Origin of the sequence: Streptomyces blattellae (assembly GCF_009709555.1) — a bacterium.
GTDB lineage: Bacteria > Actinomycetota > Actinomycetes > Streptomycetales > Streptomycetaceae > Streptomyces > Streptomyces blattellae.
This window is the reverse complement of sequence record NZ_WJBG01000139.1, coordinates 1-13,759: the sequence shown is the minus strand read 5'-3', so window position 1 is coordinate 13,759 and position 13,759 is coordinate 1. Positions and strand designations below refer to the sequence as shown.

Genomic DNA, 13,759 nt, shown 5'->3' with positions numbered 1-13,759 from the left:
CGCTGTCGAGGGCAGGGACCGGGTGGCTCACGCCCAGGTGATCAGTCTCTTCGGCTGTTCCAGAATCGCCGCCACGTCGGCGAGGACCTTCGAGCCCAGCTCCCCGTCCACCAACCGGTGGTCGAAGGACAGCGCCAGCGTCGTGACCCGGCGTGGCTTCACCTTGCCCTTGTGGACCCACGGCTGGGGTTTGATCGCGCCGACGGCGAGGATGGCGGACTCGCCGGGGTTGAGGATGGGTGTGCCGGTGTCGACGCCGAAGACTCCGACGTTGGTGATGGTGACTGTGCCGCCCTGCATCGCGGCCGGGGAGGTCTTGCCTTCCCGCGCCGTCGACACCAGCTCACCCAGGGCCTGGGCCAGTTGCGGGAGGGTCTTGTCCTGCGCGTCCTTGATGTTCGGGACGATCAGGCCGCGGGGGGTGGCCGCGGCGATGCCCAGGTTGACGTAGTGCTTCTGGACGATCTCCTGGGCCGCCTCGTCCCAGGTCGCGTTGATGTCCGGGTGGCGCTTGATCGCGACCAGCAGGGCCTTGGCTACCAGGAGGAGCGGGTTGACCCGCAGGCCCTCCATCTCCTTGTCCTGCTTGAGTTCCTCGACCAGCTTGATCGTGCGGGTCACGTCGACCGTGACGAACTCCGTGACATGCGGGGCCGTGAACGCCGAGGCGACCACCGCCGCCGCCGTCGCCTTGCGGACGCCCTTGACGGGGATACGGGTCTCGCGGGTCGGGTCGTACGTCGGCGCGGTCGGCACGGTCGCTGCGGGGGACGGGGTGACCACGGGGGCCGCCGACGGTGCCGGCTCCGGGGCCGTCGGCTGGGCCACCGCCGCGTGCACGTCCTCGCGCGTGATGATGCCGTCCGGGCCGGAGGGCACCACCGTCGCCAGGTCGACCCCCAGGTCCTTGGCCAGCTTGCGCACCGGCGGCTTCGCCAGCGGGCGGTCCTTGGGGGGAGCCGCCGGGGGCGGGGTGGCTGCCCCGTGTCCGTTCAGCTCGGTCTGGATCGCCGCCGACGCCGCCTGGACCTGGACCTCAGGGCCCTTGCGGGGGCGTCGCCTGGTCGAGGAGGCGGCGACTCCGTAGCCCACCAGCACCGGTGTCCGGCCCGAGCCCGAGCCCGGACCTTCCGGCTTGGTTTCCTTCGCGGAGGGCGCCTTGACGGGCGCCGACTCGACGGGCGCCGACTCAGAAGGTGCCCCGCCCGCCACGTCCACCGCGATGATCGCCGTGCCCACGTCCACCGTCGTGCCCTCGGGGAAGTGGAGTTCGCGGACCACGCCGTCGTACGGGATGGGGAGTTCGACCGCGGCCTTGGCCGTCTCGACCTCGCAGACCACCTGGCCGTCCGTCACCGTGTCACCGGGCCGGACGTACCACTTGAGGATCTCGGCCTCGGTGAGCCCCTCGCCCACGTCGGGCATCTTGAACTCGCGCACGGACGCTTCAGTCATCGTCGTCACGCCCCTCTCCTCAGTACGCCAGGGCGCGGTCGACGGCGTCGAGCACCCGGTCCAGGCCCGGCAGGTACTCCTCCTCCAGGCGGGCCGGCGGATACGGGGCGTGGTAGCCGCCGACCCTGAGCACCGGGGCTTCCAGGTGGTAGAAGCAGCGCTCCGTGATCCGGGCGGCGATCTCCGCGCCCGAGCCGAAGAACACCGGCGCCTCGTGCACGACGACCAGGCGGCGGGTCTTCTCGACCGACGTCTGGATGGAGTCGAAGTCCAGCGGAGACACCGAGCGCAGGTCGAGGACCTCCAGGTTCCTGCCCTCCTCGGCGGCGGCGTCGGCGACCTCCTGGCAGAGCTTCACCATCGGGCCGTACGCGGCGAGGGTCAGGTCCGTGCCCTCACGCACCACGCGTGCCTTGTGCAGCGGGCCGGGGATGGCCTCAGTGGTGACCTCGCCCTTGTCCCAGTAGCGCCGCTTGGGCTCGAAGAAGATCACCGGGTCGTCGCTCTGGATGGCCTGCTGCATCATCCAGTAGGCGTCCGACGCGCTGGAAGGGCTGACGATCTTCAGGCCCGCCACATGCGCGAACAGGGCCTCCGGGGACTCCGAGTGGTGCTCGACCGCGCCGATTCCGCCGCCGTACGGGATGCGGACGACGACCGGGAGCTTGACCTTGCCCAACGCGCGCGCGTGCATCTTGGCGAGCTGGGTGACGATCTGGTCGTACGCCGGGAACACGAAGCCGTCGAACTGGATCTCCACCACCGGGCGGTAGCCGCGCAGGGCCAGGCCGATCGCCGTGCCGACGATGCCGGACTCGGCGAGCGGGGTGTCGATGACCCGGCTCTCGCCGAAGTCCTTCTGCAGACCGTCGGTGACCCGGAAGACTCCGCCGAGCTTGCCGACGTCCTCGCCCATGATCAGGACCTTGGGGTCGGACTCCAGGGCACGCCGCAGCGACTCGTTGATCGCTTTGGCCAAAGCCATCTTTTCCGCTGCCATGGTCAGGCCCCCTCTCCGTCCGCGAACGACGCCTGGTAGGCGGCGAACTGGGCTCGCTCCTCGTCGACGAGCGCATGCCCGTCCGCGTACACGTGCTCGAAGATGGCGAAGTGGTCCGGGTCCGGCATGGCACGGACCGCTTCACGCACTCGCCTGCCCAACGCTTCGCTCTCCGCTTCGAGTTCCGCGAAGAATCCGTCGTCCGTGTGGTTTGAAACCTGGAGATACGCGCGGAGGCGGGCGATCGGGTCCTTCGCCTCCCAGGCCAGCCGCTCCTCGTCGCCCCGGTAGCGGGTCGGGTCGTCGGAGGTGGTGTGCGCGCCCATGCGGTACGTGTACGCCTCGACGAGCGTCGGGCCCTCACCGCTGCGGGCCCGCTCCAGCGCCCACTTCGTCACGGCCAGGCAGGCCAGTACGTCGTTGCCGTCGACGCGGACGCCCGGGAAGCCGTAGCCCTGTGCGCGCTGGTAGAGGGGCACGCGGGTCTGCTTCTCGGTCGGCTCGGAGATCGCCCACTGGTTGTTCTGGCAGAAGAACACCACCGGCGCGTTGTAGACCGCGGAGAAGGTGAAGGACTCGGCCACGTCGCCCTGGCTGCTGGCGCCGTCGCCGAAGTAGGCGATCACCGCGCTGTCCGCGCCGTCCTTGGCCACGCCCATCGCGTAGCCGGTCGCGTGCAGCGTCTGCGAGCCGATGACGATCGTGTAGAGCTGGAAGTTGTTGCCGCCGGGGTCCCAGCCGCCGTTGTTCACGCCGCGGAACATGCCGAGCAGGTTGATCGGGTCGACGCCGCGGCACCAGGCCACGCCGTGCTCGCGGTAGGTCGGGAAGACGTAGTCGTCATCGTGCAGGGCCCGGCCCGAGCCGATCTGGGCGGCCTCCTGGCCGAGCAGCGAGGCCCACAGGCCCAGCTCGCCCTGGCGCTGCAGGGAGGTGGCCTCGGCGTCGAAGCGGCGGGTGAGCACCATGTCGCGGTACAGGCCACGCAGCTCTTCGGGGGTGATGTCGGCGACGTACGGGTCGTACGCGGCGTTCTTGACGCGCTTGCCCTGGGGCGTCAGCAGTTGAACCAGCTCGGGCTTGGTGCTCGGGGACTTCTTGGTCCCGGCGCTGCGTCGCGGCTTGCGCGCGGCAGTGCTCTCCACGGTCACGTGTGCTCCTCCGTCGGTCCGGCCCCCGGGGTTGCCGGGTGAACCAGTGCGGTCACCTGGTCCGACACCCGTGCACGGGGTGGGTGCCACTCGGCCGGAACAGGCGTGACAGGTGCCCCGGCGAGCGCCCTGCACCGATCACGTTACCCAGTGCTCCACATTTCTGTGAAACCCCTTTGACCTGCGATTTTGCTTGGATTTCCAAGTAAATCGAGAAGGCCTCGAAGGGGTACTGGTCACAGCCTTGCAGGAGGCCGGAGCAACGGCACGTTATCCCGCCGGCCCAGCTCACCGGAAGGGTTTGTGTGTTTGACTTACCCGCTTCACGAAAAAGGAAAAATCCGCGTTTTTCTTCCCGGGTGCCCCCCGGCCCCGGGTGCCCACCCGGCGTGGCGCGGACGTCGGTCAAGCGCCTGATGCTGACCGAAAGCGACCACTGACGACGTGCTGTGACAACGCCCAGCTCACCGGGTCGGCCGGTGCCCTAGCATCTGGCGCGTGCCGCGCCCCTGTGTACCACCCCTTGGGTCTCATGCGCCCCCGCTGGGCGCCTTGCTCCGCCACTACGCCGCCGGTTCCGCCGTGACATGCGAGCCCGTCGACCAGGGGCTCCTCAACCGCGGCTACCGGCTGCGCACGACTTGCGGCCGGTACTTCCTCAAGCACCACTTCGACCCCGAGACCGCCGACCCGCCCGCGATCGAACGCCGGCACCGGGCCACCCAGCGCCTCGCCGACCTCGGCGTCCCGGTGGCACCGCCGGTGGCCGCGCGCGACGGGCGCACGGTGGCGGTGATCGGCGGCCACGCGTACGCCCTGCACCCGTGGGTGGAGGGACGGCACCGGCACGGCGGTCAGCTCAGCGGGGCGCAGTGCGGACGGCTGGGGGCGCTGTTAGGGGTGGTGCACGCCAGCCTGGAGCGCGTGATGCCGGCGCAGGGGCGGGGACGTACGGAGCCTCCCCACAGCGCCGACCCCACCGACACCTTCGCCGTCATCGACGACCTGCTCGCCCGCGTCGGCCGCCACCGCCCCGCCGACTCCTTCGACGAACTGGCCCGCCACCGGCTGCTGGAACGGCGCGTACTCCTGGAGCGGCACGCCGACCGGCGCCCGCCGCGCGGAGGTTCGGTGGGCTGGGTGCACGGCGACTTCCACCCGTTCAACCTGCTCTACCAGGGGGACGCGCCCGCAGCGATCGTCGACTGGGACCGGCTCGGCATACAGCCCCGCGCGGAGGAAGCCGTACGGGCCGCCGCGATCTTCTTCGTCCGCCCCGTCGGCACTCTCGACCTGCCCAAGGTGCGGGCGTACGCGCGCGCGTACCGGCGCACGGCCGGCGCCACGCCCTCCCAGCTCGCGGCAGCCGTGCACCGCGTGTGGTGGGAGCGTCTCAACGACTTCTGGATGCTGCGCTGGCACTACGAGCGCGGCGACACCCGCGCGGATCCCCAGTTCCCGGCCGCCTCGGCCCTCGCCGTGTGGTGGACACGGGAGTACGACGCGGTGTGCGAGGCATTCAGCGGCTGACCGTCACCGTTTCAGCGGGTGACCGTCACCGTTTCAGCAACTGACCGTGACCGTTTCAGTGACTGACCGTCACCGTTCAGAGGCCTGACTGTCACCGTTTCTGCGGCTGACGTCCGGGCCCCCGTACCCCGCAGAGCAGCACGCGCGCGTGCTGCCCGTTTCCGGGCCGTACGCGCGCGTGAAGCTGTCTCCCGGCGGGCCGGTCAGCGGTCAGCCGTCGCTGCCTTCGGTCACGCCGCCGGTGTCCGTCGGCTGCGACGTCTCCGGGTTCGACGGGGTCACCGGGTCCGACGGCTCCGTCTCGGTCGGCTGCGTCGGCGTCGGCTCGTCGGACGGCGTGGCGGACGGCTCGGAAGAGAACGACTGCGACGGCGTGTAGGAAGGCGGGTACGACGGCGTGTAGTCCGAACCGCCGCTCGTGCCCGAGTCGCTGTCCGTCTCCGTCTCGGTCGGCTGGTCCGTCACGTCGTCGCTCGGCGTCTCGCTGGCCTGCTGGTCCTCGGTGGTCTGCGAGGTGGTCGGCGACACTTCGCCGCCACCGCCGCCGCCTTCCCCGTCACCGCCGCCCAGCGCCAGTGCGACGCCCGCGGCGATGGCGATCACCGCGAGGACCGCGAAGATCCACAGCTTGCCGCGTCCGCTGCCCCTGTTGCCGTGCCCCTCGAAGCCGCCGTCGTCCCCGCCGCCGTATCCGGGCGGCAGGATCTGCTGCGGGATCTGCGAGGTGCTGGAGCCGTCACCGTGGTTCTGCATCACGGCCGTGCTCGCGAAGCCCGCGGCCGGGGTCTGCCGGCCGTCGTGCGCGGTGACCGGGCCGGTGTTCCAGGTGCCGGTGTGGCCGCCCTGGTCGTACAGCATCTGCAGGCCGTACTGGACGAGCCCGCGCATCTCCTCGGCCGTCTGGAACCGGTCGTCCGGCTCCTTGGCCAGCGAGCGCATGACAAGGCCGTCGAGCTCCGGCGGACAGGCGTCGGACGCCTCGGACGGCGGCGTCGGAATGTCCTGGACGTGCTGGTAGACCACCGACAACGGCGTCTCGCCGGTGAACGGGGGCCTGAGCGCGAGGAGTTCGTAGAGCAGGCAGCCCACCGCGTACAGGTCGGAGCGGTGGTCGACGGCCTTGCCGAGCGCCTGCTCCGGGGAGAGGTACTGCGGCGTGCCCATGACCATGCCGGTCTGCGTCATCGTCGTGGACGCCCCGTGCAGGGCGCGGGCGATGCCGAAGTCCATCACCTTCACGGCGCCGTTGTGCGTGATGATCACGTTCGCGGGCTTGATGTCACGGTGGACGATGCCGTGCTGATGCGAGTAGGCGAGCGCCTCCAGGACGCCGGAGACGATGATCAGGGCCTGCTCGGGCCCGGGCGCCTCGGCGTTGATGAGGAGGTCGCGGATGGTGCGGCCCTCGACGATCTCCATCACGATGTACGGCACCGACTGGCCGCCCACGAAGTCCTCGCCGGAGTCGTACACGGCGACGATCGCATGGTGGTTGAGCCCGGCCACCGACTGGGCCTCGCGCGTGAAGCGGGCCTTGGAGACCGGGTCCTCGGCGAGATCGGAGCGGAGCAGTTTCACCGCCACCATGCGGCCCAGGCGCACGTCCTCGGCCGCGAAGACCTCGGCCATACCGCCCCGGCCGAGTCTGCGGGTGAGCCGATACCGGCCATCGCCGACCAGCCCGCCGTTACCCCACATCTCCGGCGCATCTGACATACCGCCGCCAGTCGCCTCGGGGTCGGACGGGCCCTGAGCGCGCTGCTGCTGTGCCATCAGTCCTCGCCGTCGTTTCTGCCCGCGGTGCGCGCGGTGTTGTTACGGTCTCCGTCGGCCACGCTACAGCCTCCGCGCAAGCCTCCGTTCCGGTACGGACCCCCGGACCGGCATGAGACGGACCGGCCATGAAACCCGTACCCCACGGTGTCGTGCAAGTTCTGTGTACCGGCGGTACGGCCGCCGTAACGCTTCCGCGACGCTTCTTTCGCGTACGGACACGGAACGGGCACCGCGCTTGACCTGTCAGTGCCGCGGGCAGACTTGGCCGGAAGAGGACCTTGGATCACTGACTTCGGGCCGTCGGCGCCGATGGGGGACGCAGCACAGCCGAGCAGCACAGCCGAGCGGAACGGCCGATGGGGGACGCGGAACATGAGCCAGGACGGCGCACAGGGCCGGCATGCGGGGCGGGCGCTGGCCGGCGGCCGCTATCAGCTGCGCGACCTGCTCGGCACAGGCGGCATGGCCTCGGTGCACCTCGCGTACGACTCCGTGCTCGACCGGCAGGTCGCGGTCAAGATGCTGCACACCGAGCTGGGCCGCGAGCAGGCGTTCCGGGAGCGCTTCCGCCGTGAGGCCCAAACCGTGGCGAAGCTCACGCACAACAACATCGTCTCGGTCTTCGACACCGGCGAGGACACGCTGTCCGACGGCGGCGCCGACGCGGGCGACGGCACGCCGACGCCGTACATCGTCATGGAGTACATCGAGGGCCGCCCGCTCAGCTCGGTCTTCGCCGAGGACGTACGGCAGTTCGGCGCGATGCCCGCGGACAAGGCGCTGACGATCACCTCGGACGTGCTGGCGGCGCTGGAGATCAGCCATGAGATGGGGCTGGTCCACCGCGACATCAAGCCGGGCAACGTGATGATGAGCAAGCGCGGCGTCATCAAGGTCATGGACTTCGGCATCGCGCGCGCCATGCAGTCCGGCGTGACGTCGATGACACAGACCGGCATGGTCGTCGGCACCCCGCAGTACCTCTCGCCGGAACAGGCGCTGGGCCGGTCCGTGGACGCCCGCTCCGATCTCTACTCGGTCGGCATCATGCTGTTCCAACTGGTCACCGGGCGGCTGCCGTTCGACGCGGACTCACCGCTGGCCATCGCGTACACACATGTGCAGGAGGAGCCGGTGGCTCCGTCCTCGGTCAACCGTGCCCTGCAGCCGGCCGTGGACGCGCTGGTCGCCCGCGCGCTGAAGAAGAACCCTAATGAGCGTTTCCCCAGCGCCGAGTCCATGCGCGACGAGTGCCTGCGCGTGGCCGCGTCCTGCCAGGCGGCCCCGCCGAGCATCGTGCCGGGCGCCCAGCCGCAGAGCGGCCAGGGTGTCGGCGCCTCGGTGTTCCCGCCGATCGGCCAGGCGCCCCCGCCGCCCGCCCCGGTCCAGACGCCGTACCAGCAGCCCTCGGCCCCGAACCCGTACAGCACCCCGCCGCCGGCGATGCCCCCACCGGCGTACGGCTACGGCCACCCGCAGCACCCCGGCTACCCGACCCCGCCGCCGCCTGCGGCGTACTCCCCGCAGCCGGGCCACTCGGCCCCACCGCCGTACACCATGTCGCCGCAGCCGCAGGCCGCTTCGGGCGGCGGCAGGAACAACCGGCCGGTCGTCGTCATCGGCTCGGCCGTCGTGTCCGTCGTGGCGGCCGGCGGCCTCATCGCGGCCCTGACGCTGAACGGCGGCGACAGCGGCGGCGACGACGCGGGCGGCAGCGGCGGCTCATCCGCCACGGCGTCGGCGACGAACGCCGCGGGGTACCGGGAAGGCGACAGCACCAAGACGGTCGAGACGACCGAGTGCACCGAGCCGCGGGAGTCGTACTACGACCCCGAAAAGGTGCAGATGCCGAACCTGACGTTCAAGTACTGGCCGTCGGTCGTCGAGTGCCTCAAGGCCGCCGGGTGGGGGTACACGAAGGTCGACATCAACGAGAACACCTACGGCGAGGGCACGATCATGCGGCAGGCTCCCGAGACACGGACGGACTTCGACCCGGACGACCCGCCGGAGATGGTGTTCCAGGTCTCCACGGGAAATCCGCAGTGACGGAGTGATCCCCACGAGGTGAAAGGGCCCGGCAGCCGTGTGCCACCGGGCTCTTCGTGCATGAGGTGCACATCGCGGGATCAATCGCGGGATTACAAGTACGGTCCCCCCGAACGGGCGCCCGTATGGCCGTCCTCGCCCGGTTCGTGGCCGCCGACGCCCGGTGGGAGGGCGCGGCGCATCTGCTCCAGCTGGGCGCGCGCGGCCATCTGCTGGGCGAACAGGGTGGTCTGGATCCCGTGGAAGAGGCCTTCCAGCCAGCCGACCAACTGGGCCTGCGCGATCCGCAGTTCCGCGTCGGAGGGAGTCACCTCGTCCGTGAAGGGCAGGGAGAGCCGCTCCAGCTCCTCGACGAGCTCGGGCGCCAGGCCGTCCTCCAGCTCCTTGACCGAGCTCGCGTGGATCTCCTTGAGCCGGACCCGGCTGGCCTCGTCGAGAGGTGCGGCGCGCACCTCCTCCAGAAGCTGCTTGATCATGCTGCCGATCCGCATGACCTTCGCCGGCTGCTCGACCTGCTCGGTCACCGGGATCTCGCGGGAGTCCTCGTCTCCGTCGCCGCCTGTGAGCGCCATGCCGTCCTGGCCCACGACCAGGATCTGCGGGTTCTCCGGCGACCTTTCGTTCCTCGGCATCTCCATGCCGCCATTCTCTCGCACCCGTACACCTCATCACCGGGGTGCCCCCGGTGACAGCCGATCCACCGTTTTCCGATGCGCCGGCTTCGGCCCGTCGGCGGAACCCGGAGTGCCGGAAAAGTACGGAGATGTGAGGCTTGTTCCGTGACTCCGTGGTGGCGCGTACGTCCGGGGCTGGTGGCGAGGGTGGTGGTGGCAGGGGCAGCCCTGCTGCCGTTCGGGACGGTCTGGGCGTACGGGGCTGTCCCGTCGTACGGGACTGTCTGGGCGCACGGGGCTGTCCCGTCGTACGACATCCAGGTCAGCGCCTCCGCCGTGCCCTCGGCATCGCCCGCGCCCTCCGGCGGGCCGTCCCGGGCCGGGAGCCGGGCCGGTGAGGGGCGGGAGCGGCCGGGGCGGCAGGGCGCGGCGGAGCCGGTGGAGGAGGCGCCACGAGCGACCCGGCAGCCTCAGCAGCCCCCGGAATCCACCGCCCCGCCCTCCACGCCGTCGCGTCCGGGGAAACAGGCCGTCGCGAAGGCCGAGAGCCCCGCCGAGCCCGTGCTGCGGATCCTGCCGCTCGGCAGCGGGCTGGTCCTGATCGGGCTCGGGCTGGGGCTCGGCCTGCTCGCGCTGCGACTGCGGCGGGGGTAGAGCCGGTCCGGTGTGCCGGTCCGGTGTGCCGGTCCTACTCCACGACCAGCAGCACCTTTCCGACGTGGCCGCTCTCCTCGACCACCCGGTGGGCGCCGGCCGCGTCGCTCATGGGCAGCTTGCGGTCGACGACCGGACGGACGTGGCCGGCGTCGATCAGCGGCCAGACGTGTTCGCGAACGGCAGCGACGATCGCCGCCTTCTCGCTGAGCGGGCGGGCCCGCAGCGAGGTCGCGCTGATCGCGGCGCGCTTGCCCAGCAGGGCGGCGATGTTCAGCTCACCCTTGATCCCGCCCTGCATGCCGATGATCGCGAGCCGGCCGTTGACGGCGAGGGCCTGGACGTTGCGGTCGAGGTACTTGGCGCCCATGTTGTCGAGGATGACGTCGGCGCCCGAGCCGTCGGTGGCCTTCCTGACCTCCTCGACGAAGTCCTGCTCGCGGTAGTTGACCAGGATGTCCGCGCCCAGCTCGGCACAGCGCCGCAGCTTCTCCTCGGTGCCCGCGGTGACCGCGACCTTGGCGCCTACGGCCTTGGCGAGCTGGATCGCCATGGTGCCGACGCCGCTGGAGCCGCCGTGCACGAGGAGGGTCTCGCCGGGACGCAGGTGCGCGATCATGAAGACGTTGGAGCTTGTGAAGTCTCCCCCACCAAACCCGAAGAGGTTGGACCAGACCGTACAGACGGCTTCGGGGAGCGCTGCGGCGGTCACCAGGCCTACGCCCTTGGGGATGGGGAGCAGCTGACCAGCGGGAGCGGTGACCTTCTCGGCGTACCCGCCACCGGTCAGCAGCGCGCAGACCTCGTCTCCCACAGCCCAACCCGAGACACCGGGGCCAAGAGCAGCGATCCGGCCGGAGCACTCCAAGCCGGGGTACGGAGAGGTACCAGGGGGCGGGTCGTAGAAGCCTTGCCGCTGGAGGATGTCAGCACGGTTCACGGCGCTTGCCGCTACGTCAATGAGGACTTCCCCGTCATGGGGCACGGGGTCCGGCACGTCCGCCCACTTGAGCACTTCGGGGCCGCCGGGCTGTGTGATGGTGACTGCCTTCATGCGGCCGACGCTACTCCTGCCGCATCACGCGGGCATGGTCCGTGACGACACGACGGAAGAGATCATGACCGGTGCGTCCCGTATGCCGAAGTGCCCAATCCTGCGCCGTGTTCTGCTCACTCTGCGGGCCGGACGTTTCCTCACATCCGCCGGACGCGCAGAACGCTTCGAAGATCCATCCGCCTTCCGACACGTGCGTGATGGTGTGGTTCACGAAACGCAGGACACTGCGGCTCATGCGGACGCCTCAGCGGGGCTCTCGCTGTCGTCCTCGTCGCCGTCCGGCACGGGCAGGCGCATCCCGCGCGACTCAGCGACCCTCAACGCGTCGGCAAGGCACTCGGCGAGACGAACCCCGGCGTACCTGACTTCCGCGTGTCCGGCCAACGGGTCTTCCAGCACCTTGCGCGCATGCCCAAGTACCTCTGCGCCCATGGCCAGTTGGACCCGTTCCATCTCGTCGGCCAGCCGGGCAAGCGGTGACCCGCTGTCGCTGCTGAGAAAACACGGCTTCCCCGTGTCGTTCGACCAGGGCAGGAGTCGGAGCCTGCTCACCGATGCTGTTCTCTCATTCGCGCCCATGGTCATGCTCGCTGTCCCCTCACGTGATCCGATGGCAACCACGCTAGGAACGGTGGAACCCCAACTCACAGCCGATTGCACGTGATTGCGCGCGGATTACCCGAGCGATTCAAGGGCCCTGGTGATCAGCGCACGGGCCTTGGGGCCGTAGACCGCCACGTCGGCCAGCATGGCGAACGTGTCGGCGTACGCGGCCACCTCTCGGGGCTGAGTGATCGTCAGGTAGCCAGACACCAATTCAACATTGACTTGGGTCGTGTCGTAAATCCAGAACCCTTCAACGGGCATCCGAGAACGGCTGAGCCGCGTAGGCACTACACCCAAGCTGACATTGGGCAGCGAGCCAACTGTGAACAAGTGCTCAAGCTGTTCTTGCTGCGTTTCCGGCTCGCCTAACGCATTCCTTAGAACGGACTCCTCAATCAGGAATGCGAAACGGCGGTGACCCTCGTACAGCACTCGCTGACGTTCCATACGCGCTGCGACAGCATCGGCCACGTCGTCAATCTCAACCCGTCGTCGCTGCACAGCGCGCAATACGTCCTCGGTGTAGCCGTACGTTTGAAGCAACCCAGGGACGAGACCCGGTGAGTATGCGCGGAACCAGCGCGTTCGCTCGTACAGCGGCAAGCGGGCTTCCTGCGCTTTTCGGAGCCCCGCGCGCTCCATCCGGCGCCATTCCACCCACATGCCTTCTACGGCCCGCAGCGAGGCAATCAGGTCTTCCGTCTCGTTTTCTGCGCCGCACGCGCTGCACCAGGCCCGAATGTCGTCAGCGGATGGCGCGGTTTTCGCGGTAGATATCCGAGACACCTTGGACGGATGCCAACCGCACGCGGCAGCGAGATCCTTACCGTCCAACCCGGCGTCCTTGCAGATCTCCCGAAGACGATCGGCGAGGACTTGCCGGGCTGCCTGAACGCTTGATGATCCTGATACGGGCATGGCTCGGACCGGTCAGACCGGCTTGTACTCCTCGTGAGGCGTGGCCCGCTCCCAGACCGTTTCGAACGCGCTGCTGACCAATTCGACCACGGCCGGTTCGGTGCACCATTCCCGGTCGACCACTTCCCCGATTCCAGAGAAGTAGGTGAACAGAACTGAGGAACCGTCGAACATCCAAAGGTCGGTTCCGGGTAGCGCAATGTCGGCTGCCTTACGCCGGGGAAGCCAGCGCACAAGCTCACCCGCTACGACATTCGGAAACGTCACGTCGTACTCGTACTTGATGTAGTCCGTCACTGGTTCCGAAACGATCCGGGCACGCCTCATTTCGACACCACGCGCTGTCGTCTCGGCTACTACGTCCAGAAACGGGCGCCACCATGTCGACCGGTCTGCGGTCGGGTCAAGGCGCTTGCCTTTCTGCCACGCGATGAAATCGGGGTCGTTCGGCTGGTACGCGTCGCGCATTTCCAGGTGGACGGCTGAGTGACGGGCGGTCGCCAGTCCCTCAAGCACGGGGTTCGTCATCGTTGCTACTCGCTGTCGGGGCGGGGGATGTACTGAAGCATGATCTTGGGAAGCCTGATGATCGTCTCGTGATCCGGTACGTCAGTGGAGTGACCGGGGATTGAGCCGATCTCTTGACACGCCTTCACCTCCGCCTCAGTGGCCTTGTACGACTGAATCAGCAGGTCTCCCGTGTCCTCATCCAGCCAGATCGTGGGCGAGTCCGTGTCAGGCGTGTTCGGGATGATCCCGAGGAAACGTAGCGGCATGCCGTGCCCTTCCGTCGATGCGATTGCGCTTGATTGCACGACCTTCACTCGCCCGACGGACCACGTCAAGAGGGCGTAGCAGTAGGGCACTTGAGCCAATGCCGTTCAGTTAAGGGCTTGCCGGGAAACAAGCCGTGGCTTCGGGTCTTGGTCCTCGTTGTCGTGGTATGGGG

Annotated in this window: 14 protein-coding genes; 3 read left to right on the top strand and 11 right to left on the bottom strand. The window is 69.2% G+C overall.

Going from position 1 to position 13,759, the window contains the following annotated elements:
• Positions 1-27: 27 nt before the first annotated feature.
• From GFH49_RS14460 to pdhA, 3 genes are read right to left on the bottom strand one after another with little or no spacing between them, the layout of a single operon-like run.
• Positions 28-1,464: a dihydrolipoamide acetyltransferase family protein gene (locus tag GFH49_RS14460; protein WP_155056282.1), complete on the bottom strand. Its 1,437-nt coding sequence runs from the start codon at positions 1,462-1,464 to the stop codon at positions 28-30.
• A gap of 10 nt (positions 1,465-1,474) precedes the next feature.
• Complete coding sequence (locus GFH49_RS14455) at positions 1,475-2,455, bottom strand: alpha-ketoacid dehydrogenase subunit beta (RefSeq protein WP_155056281.1); 981 nt, start codon at positions 2,453-2,455, stop codon at positions 1,475-1,477.
• A 2-nt stretch (positions 2,456-2,457) separates the two neighbouring features.
• The gene (gene pdhA, locus GFH49_RS14450; RefSeq protein WP_155056280.1) at positions 2,458-3,606 is read right to left on the bottom strand and encodes a pyruvate dehydrogenase (acetyl-transferring) E1 component subunit alpha; all 1,149 of its coding nucleotides are present in this window, start codon (positions 3,604-3,606) and stop codon (positions 2,458-2,460) included.
• A gap of 498 nt (positions 3,607-4,104) precedes the next feature.
• Between pdhA and GFH49_RS14445 the strand changes: the two genes are divergently transcribed.
• Positions 4,105-5,136: a phosphotransferase gene (locus GFH49_RS14445; protein ID WP_196217982.1), complete on the top strand. Its 1,032-nt coding sequence runs from the start codon at positions 4,105-4,107 to the stop codon at positions 5,134-5,136.
• A 210-nt stretch (positions 5,137-5,346) separates the two neighbouring features.
• Here the strand turns inward: GFH49_RS14445 and GFH49_RS14440 are convergent, their stop codons facing one another.
• Positions 5,347-6,909 carry a protein kinase domain-containing protein gene (locus tag GFH49_RS14440; protein ID WP_155056278.1) on the bottom strand — a complete coding sequence of 521 codons (1,563 nt, stop codon included), beginning with the start codon at positions 6,907-6,909 and terminating at the stop codon, positions 5,347-5,349.
• Between the two features lie 375 nt (positions 6,910-7,284).
• Here GFH49_RS14440 and GFH49_RS14435 point away from each other — a divergent pair, with 375 nt between their 5' ends.
• Complete coding sequence (locus GFH49_RS14435; RefSeq protein WP_155056277.1) at positions 7,285-8,961, top strand: Stk1 family PASTA domain-containing Ser/Thr kinase; 1,677 nt, start codon at positions 7,285-7,287, stop codon at positions 8,959-8,961.
• 92 nt (positions 8,962-9,053) lie between these two features.
• On the opposite strand, the gene GFH49_RS14430 is transcribed toward GFH49_RS14435, so the two are convergent.
• Entirely contained in the window at positions 9,054-9,599 is a 546-nt protein-coding gene (locus tag GFH49_RS14430) for a bacterial proteasome activator family protein (protein ID WP_155056276.1), read from the bottom strand.
• A gap of 141 nt (positions 9,600-9,740) precedes the next feature.
• On the opposite strand from GFH49_RS14430, the gene GFH49_RS14425 reads away from it, so the two are divergent.
• Positions 9,741-10,229, top strand: a complete 489-nt coding sequence (locus GFH49_RS14425) for a hypothetical protein (protein WP_230396288.1) — start codon at positions 9,741-9,743, stop codon at positions 10,227-10,229.
• 34 nt (positions 10,230-10,263) lie between these two features.
• On the opposite strand, the gene GFH49_RS14420 is transcribed toward GFH49_RS14425, so the two are convergent.
• From GFH49_RS14420 to GFH49_RS14395, 6 genes are all read right to left on the bottom strand, one after another.
• On the bottom strand, positions 10,264-11,283 hold the full coding sequence (locus tag GFH49_RS14420; protein ID WP_155056275.1) for an NAD(P)H-quinone oxidoreductase: 1,020 nt from the start codon (positions 11,281-11,283) through the stop codon (positions 10,264-10,266).
• A gap of 10 nt (positions 11,284-11,293) precedes the next feature.
• Positions 11,294-11,521 (bottom strand): DUF7848 domain-containing protein, encoded by a 228-nt coding sequence (locus GFH49_RS14415; protein WP_155056274.1) that lies wholly within the window; start codon positions 11,519-11,521, stop codon positions 11,294-11,296.
• Positions 11,518-11,838: a hypothetical protein gene (locus GFH49_RS14410; protein WP_230396287.1), complete on the bottom strand. Its 321-nt coding sequence runs from the start codon at positions 11,836-11,838 to the stop codon at positions 11,518-11,520. Before GFH49_RS14410 ends, GFH49_RS14415 begins: the two co-directional genes overlap by 4 nt.
• Positions 11,839-11,961: 123 nt before the next feature.
• Positions 11,962-12,810: a helix-turn-helix domain-containing protein gene (locus tag GFH49_RS14405; RefSeq protein WP_155056273.1), complete on the bottom strand. Its 849-nt coding sequence runs from the start codon at positions 12,808-12,810 to the stop codon at positions 11,962-11,964.
• A gap of 12 nt (positions 12,811-12,822) precedes the next feature.
• Positions 12,823-13,338: a DUF6879 family protein gene (locus GFH49_RS14400; protein WP_155056272.1), complete on the bottom strand. Its 516-nt coding sequence runs from the start codon at positions 13,336-13,338 to the stop codon at positions 12,823-12,825.
• Between the two features lie 5 nt (positions 13,339-13,343).
• Positions 13,344-13,586: a hypothetical protein gene (locus GFH49_RS14395; protein WP_155056271.1), complete on the bottom strand. Its 243-nt coding sequence runs from the start codon at positions 13,584-13,586 to the stop codon at positions 13,344-13,346.
• Between the last annotated feature and the right edge of the window lie 173 nt (positions 13,587-13,759).